23 protein-coding genes are annotated in these 23,373 nt (G+C 67.0%); 12 read left to right on the forward strand and 11 right to left on the reverse strand.

From position 1 onward, the window contains the following. Window positions 1-18: 18 nt before the first annotated feature. Window positions 19-849 carry an outer membrane protein assembly factor BamD gene (locus ACREYQ_RS06395; protein WP_432259918.1) on the reverse strand — a complete coding sequence of 277 codons (831 nt, stop codon included), beginning with the start codon at window positions 847-849 and terminating at the stop codon, window positions 19-21. 17 nt (window positions 850-866) lie between these two features. Here ACREYQ_RS06395 and ACREYQ_RS06400 point away from each other — a divergent pair, with 17 nt between their 5' ends. Then, window positions 867-2,054 carry an RluA family pseudouridine synthase gene (locus ACREYQ_RS06400; RefSeq protein WP_432259919.1) on the forward strand — a complete coding sequence of 396 codons (1,188 nt, stop codon included), beginning with the start codon at window positions 867-869 and terminating at the stop codon, window positions 2,052-2,054. A gap of 55 nt (window positions 2,055-2,109) precedes the next feature. After that, entirely contained in the window at window positions 2,110-2,913 is an 804-nt protein-coding gene (gene pgeF, locus ACREYQ_RS06405; protein WP_432260369.1) for a peptidoglycan editing factor PgeF, read from the forward strand. A gap of 13 nt (window positions 2,914-2,926) precedes the next feature. On the opposite strand, the gene ACREYQ_RS06410 is transcribed toward pgeF, so the two are convergent. Beyond that, entirely contained in the window at window positions 2,927-3,160 is a 234-nt protein-coding gene (locus ACREYQ_RS06410) for a hypothetical protein (RefSeq protein WP_432259920.1), read from the reverse strand. A gap of 450 nt (window positions 3,161-3,610) precedes the next feature. Between ACREYQ_RS06410 and phaC the strand changes: the two genes are divergently transcribed. The 4 genes from phaC to phaR all read left to right on the forward strand — a co-directional run bounded on the left by phaC (window position 3,611) and on the right by phaR (window position 8,444). After that, entirely contained in the window at window positions 3,611-5,380 is a 1,770-nt protein-coding gene (gene phaC, locus ACREYQ_RS06415) for a class I poly(R)-hydroxyalkanoic acid synthase (RefSeq protein ID WP_432259921.1), read from the forward strand. 84 nt (window positions 5,381-5,464) lie between these two features. After that, window positions 5,465-6,646: an acetyl-CoA C-acetyltransferase gene (locus tag ACREYQ_RS06420; protein ID WP_432259922.1), complete on the forward strand. Its 1,182-nt coding sequence runs from the start codon at window positions 5,465-5,467 to the stop codon at window positions 6,644-6,646. Window positions 6,647-6,715: 69 nt separating this feature from the next. Next, window positions 6,716-7,456: a 3-ketoacyl-ACP reductase gene (locus ACREYQ_RS06425; protein ID WP_432259923.1), complete on the forward strand. Its 741-nt coding sequence runs from the start codon at window positions 6,716-6,718 to the stop codon at window positions 7,454-7,456. 436 nt (window positions 7,457-7,892) lie between these two features. Continuing rightward, window positions 7,893-8,444 (forward strand): polyhydroxyalkanoate synthesis repressor PhaR, encoded by a 552-nt coding sequence (phaR, locus tag ACREYQ_RS06430; protein ID WP_432259924.1) that lies wholly within the window; start codon window positions 7,893-7,895, stop codon window positions 8,442-8,444. Window positions 8,445-8,498: 54 nt separating this feature from the next. Here phaR and ACREYQ_RS06435 read toward each other — a convergent pair whose 3' ends face one another. Beyond that, window positions 8,499-8,789 (reverse strand): addiction module antidote protein, encoded by a 291-nt coding sequence (locus ACREYQ_RS06435; RefSeq protein WP_432259925.1) that lies wholly within the window; start codon window positions 8,787-8,789, stop codon window positions 8,499-8,501. A gap of 3 nt (window positions 8,790-8,792) precedes the next feature. Then, window positions 8,793-9,092, reverse strand: coding sequence for a type II toxin-antitoxin system RelE/ParE family toxin (locus tag ACREYQ_RS06440; protein ID WP_432259926.1), 300 nt, complete (start codon window positions 9,090-9,092; stop codon window positions 8,793-8,795). Window positions 9,093-9,339: 247 nt separating this feature from the next. On the opposite strand from ACREYQ_RS06440, the gene ACREYQ_RS06445 reads away from it, so the two are divergent. The 5 genes from ACREYQ_RS06445 (at window position 9,340) to ACREYQ_RS06465 (ending at window position 15,141) form a co-directional block, all read left to right on the forward strand. After that, on the forward strand, window positions 9,340-10,308 hold the full coding sequence (locus ACREYQ_RS06445) for a tRNA dihydrouridine synthase (protein ID WP_432259927.1): 969 nt from the start codon (window positions 9,340-9,342) through the stop codon (window positions 10,306-10,308). 158 nt (window positions 10,309-10,466) lie between these two features. After that, a complete protein-coding gene (gene rimO / locus ACREYQ_RS06450) occupies window positions 10,467-11,846 on the forward strand; it encodes a 30S ribosomal protein S12 methylthiotransferase RimO (protein ID WP_432259928.1) in 1,380 nt (459 codons plus the stop codon). A 91-nt stretch (window positions 11,847-11,937) separates the two neighbouring features. Beyond that, window positions 11,938-13,122, forward strand: coding sequence for a beta-ketothiolase BktB (gene bktB / locus ACREYQ_RS06455; RefSeq protein WP_432259929.1), 1,185 nt, complete (start codon window positions 11,938-11,940; stop codon window positions 13,120-13,122). Window positions 13,123-13,130: 8 nt separating this feature from the next. Beyond that, complete coding sequence (locus tag ACREYQ_RS06460; RefSeq protein ID WP_432259930.1) at window positions 13,131-13,751, forward strand: hypothetical protein; 621 nt, start codon at window positions 13,131-13,133, stop codon at window positions 13,749-13,751. Window positions 13,752-13,917: 166 nt separating this feature from the next. After that, window positions 13,918-15,141, forward strand: coding sequence for a cystathionine beta-lyase (locus ACREYQ_RS06465; protein WP_432259931.1), 1,224 nt, complete (start codon window positions 13,918-13,920; stop codon window positions 15,139-15,141). A gap of 6 nt (window positions 15,142-15,147) precedes the next feature. Here ACREYQ_RS06465 and ACREYQ_RS06470 read toward each other — a convergent pair whose 3' ends face one another. The 6 genes from ACREYQ_RS06470 to ACREYQ_RS06495 form a co-directional block, all read right to left on the reverse strand. Beyond that, entirely contained in the window at window positions 15,148-15,387 is a 240-nt protein-coding gene (locus ACREYQ_RS06470; RefSeq protein ID WP_432259932.1) for a DUF2789 domain-containing protein, read from the reverse strand. 60 nt (window positions 15,388-15,447) lie between these two features. Further along, window positions 15,448-17,088 carry a PepSY-associated TM helix domain-containing protein gene (locus ACREYQ_RS06475; protein WP_432259933.1) on the reverse strand — a complete coding sequence of 547 codons (1,641 nt, stop codon included), beginning with the start codon at window positions 17,086-17,088 and terminating at the stop codon, window positions 15,448-15,450. A 10-nt stretch (window positions 17,089-17,098) separates the two neighbouring features. Continuing rightward, a complete protein-coding gene (locus ACREYQ_RS06480; RefSeq protein ID WP_432259934.1) occupies window positions 17,099-17,410 on the reverse strand; it encodes a hypothetical protein in 312 nt (103 codons plus the stop codon). Next, complete coding sequence (locus tag ACREYQ_RS06485; protein WP_432259935.1) at window positions 17,407-17,694, reverse strand: hypothetical protein; 288 nt, start codon at window positions 17,692-17,694, stop codon at window positions 17,407-17,409. The genes ACREYQ_RS06480 and ACREYQ_RS06485 overlap by 4 nt, the downstream gene beginning before the upstream one ends. Before the next feature lie 211 nt (window positions 17,695-17,905). Continuing rightward, on the reverse strand, window positions 17,906-18,760 hold the full coding sequence (serB, locus tag ACREYQ_RS06490; protein WP_432259936.1) for a phosphoserine phosphatase SerB: 855 nt from the start codon (window positions 18,758-18,760) through the stop codon (window positions 17,906-17,908). A 116-nt stretch (window positions 18,761-18,876) separates the two neighbouring features. Beyond that, on the reverse strand, window positions 18,877-20,256 hold the full coding sequence (locus tag ACREYQ_RS06495; RefSeq protein WP_432259937.1) for an amidohydrolase: 1,380 nt from the start codon (window positions 20,254-20,256) through the stop codon (window positions 18,877-18,879). 378 nt (window positions 20,257-20,634) lie between these two features. On the opposite strand from ACREYQ_RS06495, the gene ACREYQ_RS06500 reads away from it, so the two are divergent. Then, a complete protein-coding gene (locus ACREYQ_RS06500) occupies window positions 20,635-21,951 on the forward strand; it encodes an IS110 family transposase (protein WP_432257995.1) in 1,317 nt (438 codons plus the stop codon). A gap of 156 nt (window positions 21,952-22,107) precedes the next feature. On the opposite strand, the gene argE is transcribed toward ACREYQ_RS06500, so the two are convergent. Beyond that, on the reverse strand, window positions 22,108-23,325 hold the full coding sequence (argE, locus tag ACREYQ_RS06505) for an acetylornithine deacetylase (protein WP_432259938.1): 1,218 nt from the start codon (window positions 23,323-23,325) through the stop codon (window positions 22,108-22,110). Window positions 23,326-23,373: the final 48 nt, after the last annotated feature.

Consider the following 23,373-nt stretch of genomic DNA (forward strand, 5'->3'; position numbering starts at 1 on the left):
GCCGCTTCCCGGCCGGCATCAGAACACTTCCCACCAGGACTTGTCCTTGCGGCGCGCGCCGTACTTGATGAAGTCGCTTCCGGGGAAGTTTTTCTCCATCACGCGCGCGGTGTCGTCGCGCAGGTCTTTCATGCCCATCGCGTCATACGAGCGGATCATGATGTACAGGGCCTCTTCGTTGGCCGGTGCACCGTCGTAGTCCTTCAGCGACTGCTGGGCCCGGTTGACCGCCGCCAGGTAGGCGCCGCGCTTGTAGTAGTAGCGCGCGGCATGCACTTCATGCTGGGCCAGCGCGTTGACGATGTACTGCATGCGCAGCGTGGCGTCGGGGGTGTACTTGCTTTCCGGGTAACGCGTGATCAGCGTATGGAAGGCGTCGTACGCGGCGCGCGCGGCCTTGGGATCGCGCTCGCTCAGGTCCTGGCCCGAGAAGCGGCCCAGCCAGCCCAGGTTGTCGTTGAAGTTGATCAGCCCCTTCAGGTAGTAGGCGTAATCGATGTTGGGGTGGTTCGGGTGCAGCTGGATGAAGCGGTCCACCGCCGCCAGTGCCGCCGCGGTTTCGCCATCCTTGTAGTTGGCGTAGGCGGTATCGATCTGCGCCTGCTGCGCATAGCGGCCGAACGGATAGCGGCCTTCGAGCTTTTCATACAGCTTGACGGCGCGCGTGTAGTCGCCGCCATCCAGCGCATCCTTGGCTTCCGAATATAATTTGTTGGCCGACCAGCCGGCGGTCTCGTCGGGCTGGTCCGCGAGCAGGCCGCATGCAGACAGCATGACGCAGCCGCCTGCGAGCAGAACCGCTCCTATTGTCGTGCGCCAGCGCGCGCGTTTCATGCTCTGCAATTGCATGGGCAATCGTATCCCGGATGAAGAAAAATAGCGTCAAGCATTATAGCCCAAGCCCCCAGCCCAAATCCGAAGCAGGAGACGGCGTGGGAGGACTTCCACCAGAACGGATGCGCGCGGCCGCGTCCGTGGCCGATTTCGAGGCCAATCCCGAGGAATTCGAAGACCTTGCCGAGACGCCGTCCGGCAGCGCCAAAGAAGCCGTGAGCCTGTCGCTGGAGGTCGATAGCGCCTCGCACGGCGAGCGGCTCGATAAATTGCTGGCGCGTCACTTCAGCGAGTTTTCACGCAGCCGCCTGCAGCAGTGGATCGAAAGCGGCGCGGTGCGCGTCGACGGCCAGGTGCGCCGTCCGCGCGACGCGGTGCAGATGGGCAACCGGATCGAGATCCAGCCGCAGGACGCGCCGGAATCGTCGGCCTTCTCGCCCGAGGACGTGCCGCTGGACGTGGTCTATGAAGACGACACCCTGCTGGTGATCAACAAGCCCGCCGGGCTGGTGGTGCATCCGGCTGCCGGAAACTGGAGCGGCACCGTGCTCAACGGCCTGCTGCACCGCGACCCGGCCGCCGCAGCGCTGCCGCGCGCGGGCATCGTGCACCGGCTCGACAAGGAAACTTCGGGCCTGATGGTGGTGGCACGCTCACTGACCGCGCAGACCGACCTGGTGCGCCAGCTGCAGGCGCGCACGGTCAAGCGCACCTATATCGCGCTGGTGTGGGGCCGCACCTACGACGAAGGCACCATCGACGCGCCCATCGGCCGCGATCCGCGCGAGCGCACGCGCATGGCGATCGTGCATACCGCCAGCGGCAAGCCGTCGCGCACGCACTTTCGCACGCTGGCCACGGTGCCGCTCGGGCGGAGCTTCGTGTCGATGGTGATGTGCAAGCTCGAGACCGGCCGCACGCACCAGATCCGCGTGCATTTCGAATCCATCGGCCATCCGCTGGTGGGCGACCCGGTTTATTTCCGCGCCACGCAGCGCGGCCAGCGCCCGGCGATCCGTGTGCCGCTCCCCGTGCCGTACGAGCGCCAGGCGCTGCATGCCTACAAGCTCGGCCTGGTGCATCCGGCCACCGGCCGGCACATGTCGTGGACCGCGCAGCCGCCCGAGGACCTGCAGGCGCTGATCGATGCGCTGGACTTCGAAGGCGCGCAGGCCGACGACGAAGAAGAAGCCTGGGACGAGGTGTGGGAAGGCGGTTAAGCCCACTGGGAATACGCTGGCGATGACGACGACGCAGACGACCACGGTCATGACGATGAGCGCGACGCCTGATCCGGCCTGGCTGGTGCCCGACTGGCCCGCGCCGGCGCGGGTGCGCGCCTTATCGTCGACACGCCAGGGCGGCGTCAGCAAGGGCCCGTATGGCCTTGTCGACGGCGCGCCGGGCGGCCTGAACCTGGGCACCCATGTTGGCGACGATCCCGCCGACGTGGCGCGCAACCGCGAACGGCTCGCTGCGTGCCTGCCGTCGATGCCGCAATGGCTGGAACAGGTGCATGGCTGCGCGGTGGTGACCGTGGATCATGTGGCGGCGCCCGCCGATCCCGTGCCGCAGGCCGACGCCAGCCTGGCGGTGACGCCCGGCCACGTCTGTGCCGTGATGACGGCGGATTGCCTGCCGGTGCTGCTGTGCGATGCGCAAGGGACGGTGGTGGGCGCCGCGCATGCGGGCTGGCGCGGCCTGTGCAATGGCGTGATCGAAGCCACGCTGGCACGAATGCAGGCGGCTGCCGGCGGTGGCGCGGTGCGCTGGCTGGCGTGGCTGGGTCCGGCGATCGGCCCCGATGCCTTCGAGGTGGGTGCCGAAGTGCGCGAGGCCTTCCTCGCCCAGGCAACGCCCGGCGAACAGGCCGCGGTTGCCGCGGCCTTCCGCGCGGGCGCGCCGGGCAAGTACTTCGCCGATATCTATGCGCTGGCACGCACACGGCTCGCCCGCGCGGGCTGCGTGGAAATCCATGGCGGCGACGCCTGCACCGTGGCCGACGCCGAGCGCTTCTACTCCTACCGGCGCGACGGTGTGACCGGCCGTATGGCCAGCCTGGTCTGGCTGGCGGACTGAGCCGGCCGCTGCGTCATTCGTCCTTGCCCTTGTCGGCCTCCTTGGGCGCGGCCGCTTCCTTGGCCGCCTGTGCGCGCTCGGCTTCGGCCTTGCGCCGCCGCCGGCCGGGCGTGCCCAGGATGTAGAGCACCAGCGCCACCGGCGCGAGCCCATACATCAGGAAGGTGGCAACCCCCGCCACCACGTTGTGCTCGGTGATCGCCATCATCAGCGCCACGTAGAGCCAGCCAATGGCCACGATGTACATCAAACTTTCATCCTTCTCGCCTATGCTCTGTGGCCTCGGCAGATGCGAGCGCTGCATACCGTCCGGTAGGTCGGGAAGCGCGCCGCGCCGGGGCCGATTCCCGCATTGACAGCGCGTGCGTTGCAAGGCAACAATGGGCTCAAATGTCTCGGGATCGCTGACGATTCCCAGGTTTTTTCCGGCAAGCATACCGCATGGCGCTGCCATGCCCGGGTGACGCATTTGCCGGATAAAAAGGGGGAGCCGCTATCGGGATGGACGCAAGCCGGGCCGCAGCAGGTGCGGTCCAGGCTTCCAGCCAGTTCCAGGGCAGATGTGCCGGCAGACCCTCCTGTTTTCGGGGAGGCGCTAGCCGGGTCCATTCGGATAGCATCTCCCCATGTAGAAAGTGCCGGCCAGGGCAATGCCCGGAGCCGGTTCGAATAGTGACGGCAGAGAGACAATCAGATTATGGCGACCGGCAAAGGTGCGGCAGCTTCCACTGAGGAAGGCAAGTCCCAACCATTCAAGCTCACGCCGGGGCCATTCGATCCAGCCACGTGGCTGGAATGGTCCCGCCAGTGGCAGGGCACTCAAGGCAACGGCCATGCGGCCGCGGCAGGCATTCCAGGCCTGGACGCGCTGGCGGGCCTGAAGATCGAGCCGGCGCAGCTGGCCGATATCCAGCAGCGCTACATGAAGGACTTTGCGGCGCTGTGGCAGGCCATGGCCGAGGGCAAGCCCGAGGCTACGGCGCCGCTGCACGACCGGCGCTTTGCCGGCGACGCGTGGCGCAACAACCTGCCGTTCCGCTTTGCCGCCGCCTTCTACCTGCTCAACGCGCGCGCCATGACCGAACTGGCCGACGCGGTCGAGGCCGACGCCAAGACGCGCCAGCGCATCCGCTTTGCGATCTCGCAATGGGTCGATGCGATGTCTCCCGCCAACTTCCTCGCCACCAATCCTGAAGCGCAGCGCCTGCTGATCGAGTCGGGCGGCGAATCGCTGCGTGCGGGCGTGCGCAACATGATGGAAGACCTGACGCGCGGCAAGATCTCGCAGACCGACGAGACCGCGTTCGAGGTCGGCCACAATGTCGCGGTGTCTGAAGGCGCGGTGGTCTACGAGAATGAATACTTCCAGTTGCTGCAGTACAAGCCGCTGACCGAGAAGGTCCACGCGCGCCCGCTGCTGCTGGTGCCCCCGTGCATCAACAAGTACTACATCCTCGACCTGCAGCCGGAAAGCTCGCTGGTGCGGCATACGGTGGAGCAGGGCCATACTGTGTTCCTGGTGTCGTGGCGCAATCCGGACGCCAGCATGGCATCGCGCACCTGGGATGACTACATCGAGAACGCCGCCATCCGCGCCATTGAAGTTGCGCGCGACATCAGCGGCCAGGACAAGATCAATGTGCTGGGCTTCTGCGTGGGCGGCACCATCATTTCCACCGCGCTGGCGGTGCTGGCCGCGCGCGGCGAGCATCCGGCGGCCAGCCTCACGCTGCTGACCACGCTGCTGGACTTCGCCGACACCGGCATCCTCGACGTCTTTGTCGACGAGGGCCATGTGCAGCTGCGCGAGGCCACGCTGGGGGGCGGTGCCGGCGCGCCGTGCGGCCTGCTGCGCGGCCTCGAGCTGGCGAACACCTTCTCGTTCCTGCGCCCGAACGACCTGGTCTGGAACTATGTTGTCGACAACTACCTGAAAGGCAACACGCCGGTCCCGTTCGACCTGCTGTTCTGGAACGGCGACGCCACCAACCTGCCGGGGCCGTGGTACTGCTGGTACCTGCGCCACACCTACCTGCAGGACGATCTCAAGGTGCCCGGCAAGCTGACCGTCTGCAACGAGCCGGTGGACCTGGGCAGCATCGACGTGCCGACCTATCTTTACGGGTCGCGCGAAGACCATATCGTGCCGTGGACCGCGGCCTATGCCTCGACCGCGCTGCTGAAGAACAAGCTGCGCTTCGTGCTGGGTGCTTCGGGCCACATTGCCGGCGTGATCAACCCGCCGGCGAAGAAGAAGCGCAGCCACTGGACCAACGATGCGCTGCCGGCATCGCCCCAGCAATGGCTGGCCGGCGCCACCGAGCATCACGGCAGCTGGTGGCCGGACTGGTCCGAATGGCTGGCCGGCCATGCCGGCGCCAAACGTGCCGCGCCTGCCGCGTACGGCAATGCGCGCTACCCTGCGATCGAACCCGCGCCTGGGCGATACGTCAAGGCCAAGGCATGATGCTTGCATGACGGCTGGCGTGCGCCATGCGCGGCGCCGGCAAGCCTGCAGGTTCCCCCCCGATTTCATTGAGAGGACTACACCATGACTGACGTTGTCATCGTATCCGCGGCCCGCACCGCGGTTGGCAAATTTGGCGGCTCACTGGCCAAGATCCCGGCGCCTGAACTGGGTGCCATCGTCATCAAGGCCGCGCTGGAACGCGCCGGCATCAAGCCGGACCAGGTCAGCGAAGTGATCATGGGCCAGGTGCTGACCGCCGGCTCGGGCCAGAACCCGGCGCGCCAGGCGTCGATCAAGGCCGGTTTGCCGGCGATGGTGCCGGCCATGACCATCAACAAGGTGTGCGGCTCGGGCCTGAAGGCCGTGATGCTGGCCGCCAACGCGATCATGGCGGGCGATGCCGAGATCGTGGTGGCCGGCGGCCAGGAAAACATGAGCGCCGCCCCGCACGTGCTGCCGGGCTCGCGCGACGGCTTCCGCATGGGCGATGCCAAGCTGGTCGACACCATGATCGTCGACGGCCTGTGGGATGTGTACAACCAGTACCACATGGGCATCACCGCCGAGAACGTGGCCAAGGAATACGGCATCACGCGCGAGGCGCAGGATGAATTCGCGGTCGGCTCGCAGAACAAGGCCGAAGCCGCGCAGAAGGCCGGCAAGTTCGACGAAGAGATCGTGCCGGTGCTGATTCCGCAGCGCAAGGGCGATCCTGTTGCCTTCAAGACCGACGAGTTCGTGCGCCAGGGCGCCACGCTGGACAGCATGTCCGGCCTCAAGCCGGCCTTCGACAAGGCCGGCACGGTGACTGCGGCCAACGCCTCGGGACTGAACGACGGCGCCGCCGCGGTGGTGGTGATGTCGGCCGCCAAGGCCAGGGAACTGGGCCTGACCCCGCTGGCCACCATCAAGAGCTACGCCAACGCCGGCGTGGATCCGAAGGTGATGGGCATGGGCCCGGTGCCGGCCTCCAAACGTGCGCTGTCGCGCGCCAACTGGACCCCGCAGGACCTGGACCTGATGGAAATCAACGAGGCCTTCGCCGCGCAGGCGCTGGCGGTGCACCAGCAAATGGGCTGGGATACCTCCAAGGTCAACGTGAACGGCGGCGCCATCGCCATCGGCCACCCGATCGGCGCGTCGGGCTGCCGTATCCTGGTGACGCTGCTGCACGAGATGAAGCGCCGCGACGCCAAGAAGGGCCTGGCCTCGCTGTGCATCGGCGGCGGCATGGGCGTGGCGCTGGCAGTCGAGCGCAATTAAGGGTGTGCCGGCCCGCGCAGGTTCGCGCGGGCACGGCGGCAAAAACGAAAAGCCAATCAAGGAGTGGAAATGACTCAGCGCATTGCGTATGTGACCGGCGGCATGGGTGGTATCGGAACCGCCATTTGCCAGCGGCTGGCCAAGGATGGCTTTCGCGTGGTGGCCGGCTGCGGCCCCAACTCGCCGCGCCGCGAAAAGTGGCTGGAGCAGCAGAAGGCCCTGGGCTTCGATTTTGTGGCATCGGAAGGCAACGTGGCTGACTGGGACTCGACCAAGACGGCATTCGACAAGGTCAAGGCCGAAGTCGGCGAAGTCGATGTGCTGATCAACAACGCCGGCATCACCCGCGACGTGGTCTTCCGCAAGATGACCCGCGCCGACTGGGATGCGGTGATCGACACCAACCTGACCTCGCTGTTCAACGTCACCAAGCAGGTAATCGACGGCATGGCCGACCGCGGTTTTGGCCGGATCGTCAACATCTCGTCGGTGAACGGGCAGAAGGGCCAGTTCGGCCAGACCAACTATTCCACCGCCAAGGCCGGCCTGCACGGCTTCACCATGGCGCTGGCGCAGGAAGTGGCAACCAAGGGCGTGACCGTCAACACGGTGTCGCCGGGCTATATCGCCACCGACATGGTCAAGGCGATCCGCCAGGATGTGCTCGACAAGATCGTCGGGACCATCCCGGTCAAGCGCCTGGGCCTGCCGGAAGAGATCGCCTCGATCTGCGCCTGGCTGTCGTCGGAGGAGTCCGGTTTCTCGACCGGCGCCGACTTCTCGCTCAACGGCGGCCTGCACATGGGCTGACCCGCCGGCCTGGTTACGACCAGTCGGCAGCCCGCGCCGGCGCCCGCGTATTGCGGTGCAGCCAGCGCGGCGCACAAGGCGGCGGACGGTTCGTTTCGCCACTCGTTTCGCGGGCCGTCACGGCCCGCGAATCGTTTCTGCCTGCGTGGCACTCCCTCCTTTTTGCGCCAATTCACCGGGTTTTCCTTAAGGCCGGTCGCTTTTCTTAGTGCCTTGTTGGGCATAGAATCAGGGCAGCGGCGCAGCCAGCACCATAGTCGTGCAGCGCGGCCCTCGCAGGGCGAGGTTGCCGGCCGCCACGCGCAGCCATGCGCGAACAGGCCACAAGACGGCAGACACGACAACAAGCAGATGGCGCGGACGGTACCGATTTGCGCACTGCACCCCATGCGGTGCAGCAGCGCGCAAACAGCGACGACACAAGGACAGAGCACCGATGGCCACGACCAAAAAAGGCGCAGAGCGACTGATCAAAAAGTATCCCAACCGCAGGCTCTACGATACCCAGACCAGCACCTACATCACCCTGGCCGACGTCAAGCAACTGGTCATGGATACAGAGGATTTCAAGGTCGTCGACGCCAAGTCTGGCGACGAGCTGACCCGAAGCATCCTGCTGCAGATCATCCTGGAAGAAGAGACCGGCGGCGTGCCGATGTTCTCCAGCGCCATGCTGTCGCAGATCATCCGCTTCTACGGTCATGCCATGCAGGGCATGATGGGCACCTACCTGGAAAAGAACATCCAGGCCTTCATCGACATCCAGAGCAAGCTGGCCGAGAACTCCAAGGGCCTGTACTCCGGCGAAGCCTTCAGCCCCGACATGTGGTCGCAGTTCATGAACATGCAGGGTCCGATGATGCAGGGCATGATGAGCAACTACATCGAGCAGAGCAAGAACCTGTTCGTGCAGATGCAGGAGCAGATGCAAAGCCAGGCCAAGAATATGTTCGGGACGTTCCCGTTCAACCAGCCGGACAAGAAGTAATACACCAGCGGTGGCGGGCCCTGCGTCCGCCGCATCCCACACGCGGGCTGGCAATCAGCCAGCGCTCGCATGCAGGCGGATGCCCAGCGCCCGCATCACCTTCCAGATCGTCCCAAACTCCGGATTGCCTTCGCCTGACAGCGAGCGGTAGAGGCTTTCGCGCGACAACCCGGTTTCCCGTGCCAGTCGGGTCATGCCGCGCGCGCGCGCCACCACGCCGAGCGCGTAGGCGATGAATCGATCGTCGTCGCCAGCTTCGGCGAAGCAGGTATCTAGGTAGGCGGCGATCTCTTGCTCGTTCCTCAGGTGCTCGGCGGAGTCCCAGGGGCGGGTTGGTTCTTTCATGGCTCACTCCAGATCAAGGTTTGCCGCCAGATTGCGTGCTCTGTCGATATCTGCGTGCTGGGTCGACTTGTTCCCTCCGCAGAGAAGAATCACAAGTACCCGGCCGCGCTGCTGAAAGTAAATGCGGTAGCCGGGGCCATGGTCCACGCGCAATTCGCTGAGTCCACCGCCGAGGGCCTTGATATCGCCGGGATTACCATTCAGTAAGCGGTCGATGCGGACTTGAATGCGGATCCAGGCGGCGTTGTCGCGCAAGGCCGTATACCAGCGGTCGAAGGTTTGGGTTGTCCGGAAGCTGAGCATACCATGCCGTAGCCCTTGGGCTACAGTATGGAAATCACCGATTCCTGAAAACCGCGTCAAACCAAAGCAGGTAGAATGCGCGCATTGCGCCCGTCGGGCGCTGCAGGCAATCACGCAAACTCTCTACGGCGGCGGCTCAGTGTGGACTCGCCTTTTGCGCGCGAACTCCCATGATCTCCGTTATCCAGTGTGCTCGTCTGGCGCCGGCCGTTAAGGCCCGGCCCTCTGTTTCGGTGAAGGCTTTGCCATGAGCCGGCTGTTCCTGGCCCCCATGGAAGGGCTTGCCGACTACGTCCTGCGCGACGTGCTGACAGACACGGGCGGCTACGACGGCTGTGTTTCCGAGTTCGTCCGGGTGACGGGTTCGTTGCTTCCGGCGCGCGTCTATGAGCGGGATACGCCCGAGATCCTCGCTGGCGGCCATACCCGCAGCGGGACGCCGATGGTGATCCAGCTGCTCGGCAGCGATCCGGAATGGCTGGCGCGCAATGCGGCCTATGCCGCGGCCTTGTCGCCGCATGGCATCGACCTGAACTTCGGCTGTCCCGCCAAGGTCGTCAACCGGCATGGCGGCGGCGCGATGCTGCTGACGAACCCCGAACTGCTGAACCGGATCGTTGCGTCCGTGCGCGCCGCGGTGCCGGCACATATTCCCGTGACGGCGAAGATGCGGCTGGGCGTCTCCGATACCTCGCTGGCCATCGACTGCGCCACGGCGCTCGCCGAAGGCGGCGCAGCCTCTCTCGTGGTGCATGCCCGGACGCGGGACCACGGCTACCGGCCGCCCGCCCACTGGGACTGGATCGCGCGCATTGCGGCGGCCGTGGACGTGCCCGTGGTTGCCAACGGAGACGTCTGGACGGTGGCGGACTGGGCGCGCTGCCGGGACGTCAGCGGTTGTGCCGACGTGATGATCGGGCGGGGCGCCGTGTCCGACCCGTTCCTGGCCTTGCGCATTCGCGGGCTGATGGACAGCGCGCCGTCGGGCGATGAATGGCCGCTGGTGCTGCGCCAGATCGCCACCTATTTGAAGAAGCTGCATGCCCGCATCGCCTCCTGCCATGAGCACGGGCGCGTGAAACTGTGGCTCAGCTATCTCAAGCGGACGTGGCCGCAGGCCGCCGAACTGCACGATGCCATCCGGCGCATGCAGGACTCGCTGGCGATAGAGCGTGTCCTCGAAAGCCTGCCCGGGGCCGCTGCCGCGCCGCAATGACGCGGCGTTACCGCCGCCTGCGCCACATGTGTGGAGTCAGGCGCCGTGAATTCGTGGCAAACGGTTAAAATAGCCGACTGGCCTTTACCGCCTGGCGGCCCCATCCCTGCACTGTCCCTACATTGGCCGCCACGCCTGCCCCACATTCGGATTGCATCGTGAAAAACCCTTCAGAATCAACGACCCAGAAAGACCATAGTCCGCGTGTGGGATTCGTTTCCCTTGGCTGCCCGAAGGCGCTGGTCGACTCCGAGCAGATCATTACGCAACTGCGCGCCGAGGGCTACGCCATCAGTGGCACCTACGACGGTGCCGACCTGGTCGTGGTCAATACCTGCGGCTTTATCGACGAGGCCGTGCAGGAAAGCCTGGACGCCATTGGCGAGGCGCTGACCGAGAACGGCAAGGTCATCGTCACCGGCTGCCTGGGGGCGAAGAAGGATGCGGCGGGCCACGACATCGTGTCGTCGGTGCACCCCAAGGTGCTGGCCGTGACCGGCCCGCATGCACTGGGCGAGGTGATGCAGGCGGTGCACACGCACCTGCCCAAGCCGCATGACCCGTTCACCGACCTGGTGCCGGCCGCCGGCATCAAGCTCACGCCCAAGCACTACGCCTACCTGAAGATTTCCGAGGGCTGCAATCACCGCTGCTCGTTCTGCATCATCCCGTCGATGCGCGGCGACCTGGTCTCGCGCCCGGTGGCCGAGGTCATGCTGGAGGCGGAGAACCTGTTCAAGGCCGGTGTCAAGGAACTGCTGGTGATCTCGCAGGACACCAGCGCCTACGGCGTCGACGTCAAGTACCGCACCGGCTTCTGGAACGGCCGCCCGCTCAAGACCCGCATGACCGAACTGGTGGCGGCGCTGGGCGAACTGGCGGCGCAGTACGGCGCCTGGGTGCGCCTGCACTACGTCTACCCGTACCCGCACGTGGACGAGATCATCCCGCTGATGTCGCAGGGCCACGTGCTGCCGTACCTGGACGTGCCGCTGCAGCACGCCCACCCCGACGTGCTCAAGCGCATGAAGCGCCCGGCCAATGCCGAGAAGACCATGGACCGCATCCGCGCCTGGCGCGAGATCTGCCCCGAGCTGACCATCCGCAGCACCTTTATCGCCGGCTTCCCGGGCGAGACCGAGGCGGAGTTCCAGACCTTGCTCGACTTTATCGCCGAGGCCGAACTGGACCGCGTCGGCTGCTTCGCCTACTCGCCGGTGGAGGGCGCCACCGCCAACGACCTGCCGGGCGCGCTGCCCGACGAGGTGCGCGAGGAACGCCGTGCCCGTTTTATGGAAGTGGCCGAAGAGGTGTCGGCGCGCCGCCTGCAGCGCAAGGTCGGCCAGACCCTGCGCGTGCTGGTGGACGAAGTCAACCAGGACGGCGGCATCGGCCGTTCGTCCGCGGACGCGCCGGAAATCGACGGCCTGGTCTATATCGCGCCGGCGGAGCGTAACGCCCGGCGCTACCGCGCCGGCGAGTTCGTCGACGTGAAGATCACCGGAGCCGACGGCCACGACCTGTGGGGCGAGGTCTGAAACGGGTTGAATAAGTAAAAGTACGCTCGTTCGATTTCGCTCCGATCCCGCTATACTGTGCGGTGCAACATAACCTCATGGAGACAAAGTCATGACGCGTGAAGTGGTGGTGGTGAGCGGTGTCCGTACCGCGATCGGGACCTTTGGCGGCAGCCTGAAGGATGTGGCGTCGGCAGAACTGGGCGCATTGGTGGTGCGCGAGGCGCTGGCGCGCGCGCAGGTGTCGGGCGACGATGTCGGCCATGTGGTGTTCGGCAATGTGATTCAGACCGAGCCGCGCGACATGTATCTGGGCCGCGTTGCGGCCGTCAACGGCGGGGTGACGGTCAACGCGCCCGCGCTGACCGTCAACCGCCTGTGCGGCTCGGGCCTGCAGGCCATTGTCAGCGCCGCGCAGACCATCCTGCTGGGCGATACCGACGTCGCCATCGGCGGCGGCGCGGAAAGCATGAGCCGCGCGCCGTACCTGGCGCCGGCGGCCCGCTGGGGCGCTCGCATGGGCGATGCCGGCCTGGTCGACATGATGCTGGGTGCGCTGCATGACCCGTTCCACCGTATCCACATGGGGGTGACCGCCGAGAACGTCGCCAAGGAATACGATATTTCGCGTAGCCAGCAGGACGAGGCCGCGCTGGAATCGCACCGCCGCGCCTCGGCCGCGATCAAGGCCGGGTACTTCAAGGACCAGATCGTCCCGGTGGTGAGCAAGGGCCGCAAGGGCGACGTGACCTTCGACACCGACGAGCACGTGCGCCATGACGCCACCATCGACGACATGACCAAGCTCAAGCCGGTCTTCGTCAAGGAAAACGGCACCGTCACCGCGGGCAATGCCTCGGGGCTGAACGACGCCGCTGCCGCCGTGGTGATGATGGAGCGCGCCGAGGCCGAGCGCCGCGGCCTGAAGCCGCTGGCCCGCCTGGTGTCCTATGGCCATGCCGGCGTGGACCCGAAGACCATGGGCATCGGCCCGGTGCCGGCGAGCAAGATCGCGCTGGAGCGCGCCGGCCTGCAGGTGTCGGACCTGGACGTGATCGAAGCCAACGAAGCCTTTGCCGCGCAGGCTTGCGCGGTGACCAAGGCGCTCGGGCTGGATCCGGCCAAGGTCAACCCGAACGGCTCGGGCATCTCGCTGGGACACCCGATCGGCGCCACCGGCGCGCTGATTACGGTGAAGGCGCTGCATGAGCTGAACCGCGTGCAGGGCCGCTACGCGCTGGTGACGATGTGCATCGGCGGCGGGCAGGGCATTGCCGCCATCTTCGAGCGTATCTGAGGTTTGCCTTGCGTCTGGCGTTGCTGACGAAGACCCTTTGCACGCTCGGCCTGGCCACCGTGCTCGCCCTGGCCGGCACGGTGCAGGCCGGGCCGGCCACCGAGTTGTCGACCGGCCCGGCAAACGCTGCCGCCGGCGGGGAGGGCCTGGGCATCAACCAGGCCATTCGCGACGGTGAAGCCCGGCGCGGCGCAACGCTGTCCACCGGCGCCCCCAGGCCGCTGGCGCCGCGGCCTGAGTATGCGTCGCTGCCGGTTTATGTCGGCAAGGTCGGTGATCAGCCGGTGCGCCTGCGCCTGGGCCCCAAGCCCGACGAGCGCGACAGCGTGCGCGGCGAGTACAGCGGCCGTGGGGCCGGTGTGCGCCTGCTTGCCGGCGAGTGGGAGGGCGGCGCCTTCCTGATGGAAGAGTCCGACGACGGCACGCGCGTGTCGGGCAACTGGGAAGGCAGCATCGACGCCAGCGGCGCCGTGCGCGGCACCTGGACCGATGCGTTCAACCCGTCCATCGTGCTGCCGTTTTCTATCCGCCCGCTGGGCCTGCTGGTGATTCCCCCGTTCGACATGACGCCCAACAGCGGCGTCACCTACGCGCCGCCGCCGCCGAAGTCCTCGATTTCCGGCTGGTAAGCCGCTTCGCGGTGCCCGCCGCCGCCATCGCCGGTGGCGCGGCCGGCATTTGCTGGTAAGCTCGAAGGCTCATCGAGTCTCATTCCTGACCGTGCCACACCTCTGCCTGGGCGATACCGCCAGCGCAGCGCGCCGTGCCCGGCCAGCAGCCAGCAAGGAAACCGCCGTGTCCGATTCGCCATCCGACAAGCCCGCGTCCCACGCCCATTACCTGCAGACCGTTGCGGTCCAGCCCGAGCTGGAGATCGCCCCCGGCTTTGCCTCGTTCTCTCCCGCCACGCACCGCGGCTCGACCGTGGTGTTCCGCAACCTCGCCGAACTGCGCGCGCAGGGCGACGGCAGCACCACCTACTGGCGCTATGGCCTGCACGCCACGCCGACCAGCGAGGCGCTGTGCCAGCACCTGGCGCTGCTCGAAGGCGCGCGCCACACGCTGCTGCAGCCGTCGGGCCTCGCGGCGATCTCGCTGGTCTACTTCGCGTTGCTGAAGAGCGGCGACGACGTGCTGGTGCCGCACAACGTCTACGGCCCCAACCGCGACCACGGCGAGTGGCTGGCACGCGAATTCGGCGTGACCGTGCGCTACTACGATCCGATGGACGCCGCCGCGCTGGCGGCGATGATCCGGCCCGCTACGCGGCTGATCTGGATGGAGTCGCCCGGTTCGGTAACGATGGAAGTGCCCGACTGCGACGCCATTGTCGCGGCCGCCAGGGCGCGCGGCGTGCTGACCGCGATCGACAATACCTGGTCGGCAGGCATCTACTTCCGTCCGTTCGCAAGGGGCATCGACATCTCGGTGCAGGCGCTGACCAAGTACCAGTCCGGCGGCAGCGACGTGCTGATGGGCGCGGTGCTGACCTGCGACGACGCCCTGCACGACCGCCTGAAGCGCACCCGCATGCTGATGGGCTGGGGCGTGTCCGCCGACGACTGCCACCTGGTGCTGCGCGGGCTGCCGAGCCTGCCGGTGCGCCTGGCCGCGCACGACCGCGCCGCGCGCGAAGTGGCCGAATGGCTGCACCAGCGGCCCGAGGTGGCACTCGTGCTGCATCCGGCGCTGCCGGATTGCCCGGGTCACGCCAACTGGCGGCGCGAGTTCAGCGGCGCCAGCGGGCTGTTTGCCATCATCCTGCGCGCGCGTTATACGCGCCAGCAGGTGGATGCCTTCGTCGAGGCGTTGCAGCTGTTTGCCATCGGCTGGTCCTGGGGCGGCGCCCACAGCCTGGCCGTGCCCTACCACGTGCAGGGCATGCGTCCGGCGGGCACGTGGCCGCCCGCTGGCTGGCAGGATACCGGCGAGCTGGTGCGGCTCTATATCGGCCTGGAAGACACGCGCGACCTGATCGCCGACCTGCGCCAGGCGATGGCGGCAACGCTGACCGCTTGAGCGTACTCAGGCGGGCTGTCTCAGCGCGAGATTGAGCTGATCGACGACTTCGGCCCAGTCGGCGTCGTCCAGCAGTTCGTCGCGCAGCAGCGTGGCCTGGGCGGGGGTCCAGAACGGCGCCTCGGCCAGCTCGATATCGTCGGGCAGCGGCGCGTGCGTGCCGATAAAGCCGCGGATGCTGGCTTCGTCGGCGGGCAGGCCGAGTTGGGCGAACAGTTCGGAAAACTGATGGAAGGTCGATTCCATGGTGGTCGGCTCCGGGTTGTTGGCCTGAGGTAGTGTAGGGCAGCTGCCCGGGCCGTGCGCTCAGGGCGTATCGGTGCCGGGCATCGTCCTGGCGCCCGCGGCGGGCCTGGCGGCTTGGGCTGCCTGCGGCATCGCCCAGACCGACTCCGCCGGTCCGCTGCGCGCGCGGCGCCGGGTGGCGCGCGCCAGGGCGGCAAAGCCCGCGGCCAGCGCGATCGCGCCGATATCGAAGCCGGCGATGATCCAGTGCCCGCTGGGGATGCTGTGCAGCAGGTGGTCGCCGGTCAGGATCGCGTTCGCCAGCGGCACGGTCAGCGACGCCAGTGCGGCGGCGTGGAGCAGTTCCACCGCGGCGCGCACCGGCGGGCGCAGCAAGGCCCAGGCGCAGGCCAGGCCGAACCCCGTGAAGTACGTGTAGCTGACCGCGCGCTCCGGCCACAGCAGCGCCGCCGGAAAGCACAGTGCCACGCCGATGCAGCAGCCGATGCACACGCCTACGGTGACCTGCGCCAGCAGCCGGTGCACGCGCGGCTGCCCGGCCTGGCGCGGCTTGCGCCGCGACTCGATCCACAGCAGGTTGCCGGAGTAGAACAGGAAGGCGCCGGCCAGCCCCGCCAGCAGGTAGACCAGCCGCACCGGCAGCTCGCCGAAGGTGCCGAAATGCAGCGCATACAGCGCGCTGTAGAGCGCGTGGTTGCTGTCGCGCGTGCCGGCGGTCTGGTTAGCGGTCAGCTGGCCCGCGTCGGGCTCTCCGCTGGCGGCATGGATGCCGACCGAGCCCAGGTTGCCGAGTGCCTGCGTGCTGGTGCCGCGCACTTCCACCACGGCGTTGGCATCGCCATAGCGCTGGAAGCGGAACGATTCCGGCGTGAAGCGCTCGCCGCCGTGTTCGCGCGCGATCTGCATCAGCGTTGCCGTGGTCATGGTCGGCGCGGCGCGGCCGGCCGCTGCCACTTCCGGCACGGCGGTGGTGGCGCGCGGCACGGCCTCGAACAGACGGCCATCGAAGGTCAGCGTGTTGAACACCGTCATCAGCACCAGCGACAGGCAGAACAGCGCGCCGGTGATGGCAAAGACCAGGTGGAAGGGCAGGCTGAACAGGCCCAGCACATTGTGGGTGTCCATCCAGAAGCGCTTCAGGTTGCGTCCGGGGCGCACCGCGAACAGGTCCTTCTTCAGCCGCGGCAGGTGCAGCAGCACGCCCGACACCAGCGCCAGCCCGTACAGCACCGAGATCGCGCCCATGAAGTAGACGCCGCCCGCCGGGATGCCGAGCGAGTAGTGCAGGCTGTTCAGGAATGCCGACAGTTCGCCGGTCACCTGGTCGCGCGAGGTGTCGCGCTGCATCGCGGCGTCGCCCGCCAGGCGCACGTCGGTGGTCATCTGCCACGCGCCGGCCTGGTCCTGCCAGTAGGCCGAGAGATTCGGCTCGCCCTCCGACGGCATGATCACGTAGGTACTGGCCGCTGCTTCAGGGTAGATCGCGACCAGCTTCTGCATGAACCGGTCGACCGCGGCCGGGTCGGCCGTGGCCCTGACCGGCGCGCTGCCCTTGAGCCGCGACGGCGACTGCCACACATGCAGTTCGTGGTGGAACACGGTGACCGCCCCGGCAAAGAAGGCGATAAACAGGGCCCAGCCGGCCATCAGGCCGACCCAGGTATGCAGCGTCTGGTACAGGCGCAGCGTTGCGGTTTTCATGACGGCAGTCTCAGGGGGCGGGCAGGGCGGCCAGCGCAGCCGGCGCCAGGCCGGCCAGGCGCAGCGCCCACAGCGCGCCGAAGCAGAGCAGGTTGGCGCTGCCCAGCCAGATCCAGGCGGCGCGGCTGGAACGGAACAGCAGGCTGGCGCTGATGATGGCCACCCACACCGGCACGAAGGCCACCACGGCCGCCACGATGCCGGTTTCCCAGCCGCCTGGCAGCCACAGGATCGACAGCGTGCACAGCGCCACCGCCAGCGGCAGTCCGAGCAGCGCGCCGGCCAGCCATTTGGTGCCCATCGCGGATGGCACTGCGCTCATGCCCGCTGCCCCCGTGCGGCGTTGCGCCGGCGCGCGGCATAGGTGCCGACGAAGGGCCACACCGACAGCCCGCAGGGCACCGTCACCAGGCTGGCCGCAATCGCCACGGGCCAGCCGTCGGTCGTGCTCCACAGCCAGGTGCTGACGATGACCAGAACCAGGCCCAGCCAGCCCGGCACACGCGGTCGTGCCATCGCGCCAGGCGGCAGCAGGACCTGGTTGGGCGCGGCCAGGTACAGGCACGCGGCAGCAGCCAGGCCGAGAAGGACGGCCAGAACTTGCATGGGCAAATGTCAGATCAACGAAACATTAATGATAATTATTCGTATTTAAATAAGCAAGCGCTGAGCAGGTCGCTTCCTGGCAGGATTTATCTGCGCTTGGGGAGGAATTTGCCCTGGCTGAAGCGCGATTTGTCGAGGTCGGCCCCGGCGAGCGGGGCCGGCCGGGCGATTGCCGCCCGGCGTGCGATGCCGCGCTTGCCGCGGCCCGGGATCAGTGCGGGAACAGCGCCAGCAGGCCGTCCAGCCCGACGTGGTTGAAGGCGACGCTGGCTTGCGCGCGCACCACCGGCTTGGCCCGGAAGGCCACCGACAGGCCGGCCACGGCCATCATCTTCAGGTCGTTGGAGCCGTCGCCCATGACGATGGCCTGGTCCGGCGTGGCGCCGATCCGGGCGCAGACTTCCTGCACGGTGCGGGCCTTCACGTCGGCATTGACAATCTCGCCGACCACATTGCCGGTCAGCTTGCCGTCGACGATCTCAAGGGTATTGGCGCGGGTCACGTCGAGCTTGAGCCGGGCCTTGAGCTTCTCGGTGAAATGCACGAAGCCGCCCGACACCAGCAGCGTGCGCAGGCCCAGCGCCTGCACGGTCTGCAGCATGCGCTCGGCCCCCGGCGACAGCCGCAGCCTCTCTTCATAGACCCGGTCCAGCACGCTCGCGTCCAGGCCCTTGAGCAGGGCCACGCGGCGGCGCAGGCTTTCGTTGAAATCGGTGATCTCGCCGCGCATGGCGGCTTCGGTAATGGCGGAGACTTCGGCCTTGAGGCCGCAGAAGTCGGCGATCTCGTCGATGCATTCGATCGTGATCAGCGTCGAGTCCATGTCCATCGCCACCAGGCGGAAGTCGGACAGCTTGCGTCCCGCGGGCACCAGCGCCCAGTCGATCGCGCGCGGGCCGCAGAAGTCATCCAGCGCATCGCGCAGCGCTGGCGTCACCGGCGCGCAGTCCTCGGCGGCGGCCACGGTGTCGCTGCGCAGCACCAGTTCAGAGGCGCGGGCCACGGTGCGGGCGGTGTCGAGGTCGGCGGCGGAAAGCGGGGCGGTGCTCTGGAGGATCAGGGGCATGACGAATGAGGATCGGGCGCTTGCCAGGCTGGCGACACAAAGCTGGCGGCAAGGCAGGGGGCTGCAACGCGGCAAAGCCGCTATTGTAGCCCCCTGCGGCGCCCCGGGCGAGCCGCTCAGCGCTGCGCCATCACCATGTAGTCCACGGTCAGGCTGGACAGCGCGCGCACGCCGTTGATCAGCGCCGGCTCGTCCACATAGAACTCGGGCGAGTGGTTCGAAGGCGCCTTGGTCACATCCTGGCCCTTGGGCGTCACGCCGAGGTTGAAGAACAGGCCCGGCACCTTCTCCTGGTAGAAGGAGAAGTCCTCGGACGCGGTCGCCTTGGGCGTGATCATCCAGTTGCCGTCGCCGGCCACGCGCTGCAGCGTGGGCGCCATCTTCTCGGTCAGGGCCGGCTGGTTGACGGTGGCGTTGTACAGTTCCACCACGCGGAAATTCGCCTCGGCGCCGGCGCTGGTGGCGATGGCCTCGGTGGTGCGCTTCATGCGCGCGTGGATGTCCTTCTTCATGCCTTCGTCATAGGTGCGGACGGTGCCCATCATCTCGACCTTCTCCGGCACGATATTCATGCGGTTGCCGCCGTGGATGGCGCCCACGGTGATGACCGACGGCTCCAGCATGGCGTTGACCTGGCGGCTCTGGATGGTCTGCAGGCCCATCACGATCTGCGACGCCACCACGATCGGGTCGATCCCGCCCCACGGCCGCGCCCCGTGCGTCTGGCGGCCCTTGACGTCGATCCAGAACTGGTCGGCCGCCGCCATCGACGGGCCGCTGCGCCAGCCCAGCTTGCCCGATTCGATGCCGCTGCTCACATGCAGGCCGAAGATCGCATCGACCTTGGGGTTGTCCAGCACGCCCTCGGACACCATCTGCTTGGCGCCCCACATATTGGAGCCGTTGGGCTCGAAGTCGGCGGGGCTTTCCTCGGCCGGCTGGAAGATGAACTTGACCGTGCCGGGCAACTGGTCCTTCATGCCGGCCAGCACTTCGGCGGTGGCCATCAGGATGGCGACGTGGGTGTCATGACCGCAGGCATGCATCACGTCCACTTCCTTGCCCAGATACTGGCCCTTGGCCTTCGACGCGAACGGCACGTCCACGCGCTCCTTCACCGGCAGCGCGTCCATGTCGGCGCGCAGCGCCACCACCGGGCCGGGCTTGCCGCCCTTGAGCACGCCGACCACGCCGGTCTTGGCCACGCCCGTCTTCACTTCCATGCCGAGCTTGCGCAGATGGTCAGCCACGAGCTTGGCCGTGCGGGTTTCGTAGTTGCCCAGTTCCGGATGCTGGTGGATATCGCGGCGCCAGGCGATCAGCTGCTGCTCGACCGCCCTGGCGCGGGTCTCGATCTGTGCGTGCAGTGCGTCGGTGCTGGCCGGTGCGGCTGGCGCCTGGGCCTGCGCGCTGTGGCAAAGCAGGCCGGCGGCGAGGGCCAGGCCGGCGAGCGCGAAGCGGGTGGTGGAACGGGATGCGGAATCACGGACAGCCATGCAAGGTCTCCTTCGTTGTTGTTGGTGTGATGCTGGCGGTGTGGTTGGCTTCTTGGCAAGTGGGGCGCCTGCGGTTCTGCAAGCGCCGGCCCTCACCCCCGCCCCTCGCCCGCACGCGGGAGAGACCGCCGCATGCGGCCCATGCCGACTTGCCGTACCAGGAACCAGTACTACAGTGGTTGATACTCGGCATGACGCGCAGTGTGGCCGCGTCCCCTCTGGTGCACATTCTGTCGCCCGTGGGAGAGACTGGCTCCGGCAGATGACATTCGGCTTGTTTGGTGAGCGTTGTTAGCTTCCCGCTAGGTAGGTTTGTTTCCATTTTTGTGTCTACCGGGCACGTTGGCGCCGAGCCTTCCGAGCAAGAGGAGGCCGCAGATGAAAACGCTACCGATATTGGATGAACGCGCCACCGGCATCGACGTGGGCAGCCAGAAGTTGCACGTGTCCATCGCGGGTGACACGCCACGGGTCTTTGGCACCATGACCCAAGACGTGTCGATGCTGATCAACTGGCTGCGTGATGAAGGCGTGCGCTCGGTGGCCATGGAGGCGACCGGGGTGTACTGGCTATACCTGTACGGCGCGCTCGAGGCCGCCGGCATCACGGTTCTGGTGGTCAATGGCCGGCAGGTACGCAATCTGCCCGGACGCAAGACCGACATGGCCGACTGTCAGTGGCTGGCCACGCTGCATGCGCACGGTCTGCTGCACTCCGGCTTCGTGCCCCCGGCCGCCATCCGCCGGCTGCAGGACTATTTGCGCCTGCGCCAGGATCACATCACGATGGCCGCTAGCCACGTGCAACACATGCAAAAGGCGCTCGAGCGCATGAACATCAAGTTCCATGCGGTCATCAGCGACCTCACCGGTGTCAGTGGGCTCAAGGTCATCGAGGCCATCCTGGCCGGTCAGCGCGATCCCGCCTGCCTGCTGACGCTATGCGACGTGCAAATCCGCAAGCACAAGGCCGATCGGGTCAAGGAATCGTTGCGCGGCATGTGGAAGGACGAACATCTGTTTGCCCTACGCCAAGCCTTTGAGGGGTGGCAGTTCTACCAACACCAGATCGCCGAATGCGATCGCGCGATTGAACAGGTGCTGCACGAGCTCAGCGGCCCGCACCGTGACGACGATCCGGCGGCCTCGCCGGCCAAGCCGGGTGGCACGCATACGCCCAAGATCGACGGCCTGCACCGCATGCTGCTGCAACTGTGCGGCGGCAATGATCCCACCCAACTGCCGGGGCTGGCCGACTACTCGCTGCTGCTGGTCATCGGCGAGGTCGGCACCGACTTGAGCCGTTGGCCCAGCGAAAAACACTTCACGGCGTGGACCGGGCTCGCCCCCGGCGCCCATCAGAGTGGCAAGCGCCATGGCCACCAGTCCCGCCACCGCAACCGCACCGGTGAACTGTTCTGCCACATGGCACGCAGCCTGGCCAACAGCGTAGACAAGGCCCTGGGCGGCTTCTATCGCCGCCTCAAGGCCCGCCGGGGCGGACTCATCGCCAACAAGGCGCTCGCCCGCAAGCTCGCTGCCTTGTTCTGGCAGACCATGGTCAAGGGCGCAGACTACGTCGAAAAAGGCCTGCGGCATTACCAGGCCCGCGCCGCGCAGTCCGAACAGTGCGTACTGCGCAAGCTCGCGCTGAAACATGGTCTGGCTCTCGTGCCAGTAAAAACAATGGGTTAGCGAAGGTTCCTAGGTAGGGGAGCAAACGAGCGGGATGGAATGGCTAGATGCCCTCGGGTGCTGAGGGTGTGCTCCCTCTCCCGCTTGCGGGAGAGGGTTGGGGTGAGGGCGGGCGTATCGACGAAGTGCAAGCGACAAAAAGCCACGTCGACCTTGTCAGCCAGCTACGCGCAGGCTGTCGACCACCTTGTGCAGGAACGCCTCGCAAGCAGCCAGCTGCTCCAGCGAAACAAACTCATCCGGCTTGTGCGCCTGCTGGATATCGCCAGGCCCGCACACCACGGCCGGAATGCCGGCGCGCTGGAACAGGCCGGCTTCGGTGCCGTAGGCGACCTTGTTGGTGTCGCGGTCGGCGGTCAGCGCGCGCACCAGCTGCGTGATGGCTTCCTGCTCGGCCACGTCCAGCGACGGCGCGGCGGCGATCTTGCTCAGCGTCAGGCCGGCATCGGCATGCTCGGCGCGCATCTTCGGCAGCAGCACGTCGTTGGCGTAGGCCTGGATGCGCGCATAAATGGCTTCCGGATCCACGCCGGGCAGGTTGCGGAACTCGAATACGAACTCGCACAGCGCCGGGATGGTGTTCAGCGCGATGCCGCCCTGGATGGTGCCGGTCTGCGCGGTGGTGTAGGGCACGTCGAAGGCCTGGTCATACGGGCCGTTGGCCCTGAACTCATCGGCGATGTCGCGGATAAAGCAGATCATGCGCGCGGCGTATTCGATCGCATTGACGCCACGCGGCGTCAGCGACGAATGCGCGGCCTGGCCCCTGACGCAGCAGCGGTAGGCGTTGATGCCCTTGTGCGCCACGATCACGCGCATGCTGGTGGGTTCGCCGACGATGCAGCCGCCGGGCGTCACGCCGCGGTCGCGCAGCTCGGCCAGCAGGTAGGGCGCGCCCATGCAGCCGATCTCTTCATCGAAGGACAGCGCGTAATGCACCGGTTCGCGCAGCCTTGCCTGCAGGATGGCCGGCAGCAGCGACAGGCTGGTGCCGATAAAACCCTTCATGTCGCAGGTGCCGCGGCCGTAGAGCTTGCCGTCGCGCACCACCGGCCTGAACGGGTCGGTGGTCCAGTCCTGGCCGTCCACCGGCACCACGTCGGTATGGCCCGAGAGCACGATGCCGCCGTTGGTGTCGCCGTTGGCGGCGGGCACGGTGACGAACAGGTTGGCCTTGTCCTGCTGCGGGTTGTAGCTCAGATGCGGCTTCAGCCCCTTGGCCAGGAAATGGTCGCGCACCGACTCGATCAGGCCCAGGTTGGAGTTGCGGCTGGTGGTGTCGTACGCGACCAGCCGCTGGGTCCATTCAAGCGCGCTGCCGCGCGCGGCGGTTTCGGTGACGGGCTGGCGGTGGGAAGCGGCGTGGGCGGGCATGGGGCGATATCGCTAACTTGTTAAGGATTTGATGCTACACCCGGCCGC

The organism is Cupriavidus sp. TMH.W2 (genome assembly GCF_050847365.1).
Lineage (GTDB): Bacteria > Pseudomonadota > Gammaproteobacteria > Burkholderiales > Burkholderiaceae > Cupriavidus.

What these genes read in the sequence shown, in the direction of transcription:
- ACREYQ_RS06445 (WP_432259927.1), top strand. Translation starts at nt 9,340, where the DNA reads ATGAGCCGGCTGTTCCTGGCCCCCATGGAAGGGCTTGCCGACTACGTC.
- serB (WP_432259936.1), bottom strand. Translation starts at nt 18,760, where the DNA reads ATGCCCCTGATCCTCCAGAGCACCGCCCCGCTTTCCGCCGCCGACCTC.
- ACREYQ_RS06495 (WP_432259937.1), bottom strand. Translation starts at nt 20,256, where the DNA reads ATGGCTGTCCGTGATTCCGCATCCCGTTCCACCACCCGCTTCGCGCTC.
- ACREYQ_RS06410 (WP_432259920.1), bottom strand. Translation starts at nt 3,160, where the DNA reads ATGTACATCGTGGCCATTGGCTGGCTCTACGTGGCGCTGATGATGGCG.
- argE (WP_432259938.1), bottom strand. Translation starts at nt 23,325, where the DNA reads ATGCCCGCCCACGCCGCTTCCCACCGCCAGCCCGTCACCGAAACCGCC.
- ACREYQ_RS06395 (WP_432259918.1), bottom strand. Translation starts at nt 849, where the DNA reads ATGCAATTGCAGAGCATGAAACGCGCGCGCTGGCGCACGACAATAGGA.
- phaR (WP_432259924.1), top strand. Translation starts at nt 7,893, where the DNA reads ATGGCCACGACCAAAAAAGGCGCAGAGCGACTGATCAAAAAGTATCCC.
- ACREYQ_RS06435 (WP_432259925.1), bottom strand. Translation starts at nt 8,789, where the DNA reads ATGAAAGAACCAACCCGCCCCTGGGACTCCGCCGAGCACCTGAGGAAC.
- ACREYQ_RS06440 (WP_432259926.1), bottom strand. Translation starts at nt 9,092, where the DNA reads ATGCTCAGCTTCCGGACAACCCAAACCTTCGACCGCTGGTATACGGCC.
- pgeF (WP_432260369.1), top strand. Translation starts at nt 2,110, where the DNA reads ATGAGCGCGACGCCTGATCCGGCCTGGCTGGTGCCCGACTGGCCCGCG.
- ACREYQ_RS06425 (WP_432259923.1), top strand. Translation starts at nt 6,716, where the DNA reads ATGACTCAGCGCATTGCGTATGTGACCGGCGGCATGGGTGGTATCGGA.
- ACREYQ_RS06400 (WP_432259919.1), top strand. Translation starts at nt 867, where the DNA reads ATGAAGAAAAATAGCGTCAAGCATTATAGCCCAAGCCCCCAGCCCAAA.
- ACREYQ_RS06420 (WP_432259922.1), top strand. Translation starts at nt 5,465, where the DNA reads ATGACTGACGTTGTCATCGTATCCGCGGCCCGCACCGCGGTTGGCAAA.
- ACREYQ_RS06475 (WP_432259933.1), bottom strand. Translation starts at nt 17,088, where the DNA reads ATGAAAACCGCAACGCTGCGCCTGTACCAGACGCTGCATACCTGGGTC.
- ACREYQ_RS06485 (WP_432259935.1), bottom strand. Translation starts at nt 17,694, where the DNA reads ATGCAAGTTCTGGCCGTCCTTCTCGGCCTGGCTGCTGCCGCGTGCCTG.
- bktB (WP_432259929.1), top strand. Translation starts at nt 11,938, where the DNA reads ATGACGCGTGAAGTGGTGGTGGTGAGCGGTGTCCGTACCGCGATCGGG.
- ACREYQ_RS06470 (WP_432259932.1), bottom strand. Translation starts at nt 15,387, where the DNA reads ATGGAATCGACCTTCCATCAGTTTTCCGAACTGTTCGCCCAACTCGGC.
- ACREYQ_RS06500 (WP_432257995.1), top strand. Translation starts at nt 20,635, where the DNA reads ATGAAAACGCTACCGATATTGGATGAACGCGCCACCGGCATCGACGTG.
- phaC (WP_432259921.1), top strand. Translation starts at nt 3,611, where the DNA reads ATGGCGACCGGCAAAGGTGCGGCAGCTTCCACTGAGGAAGGCAAGTCC.
- ACREYQ_RS06480 (WP_432259934.1), bottom strand. Translation starts at nt 17,410, where the DNA reads ATGAGCGCAGTGCCATCCGCGATGGGCACCAAATGGCTGGCCGGCGCG.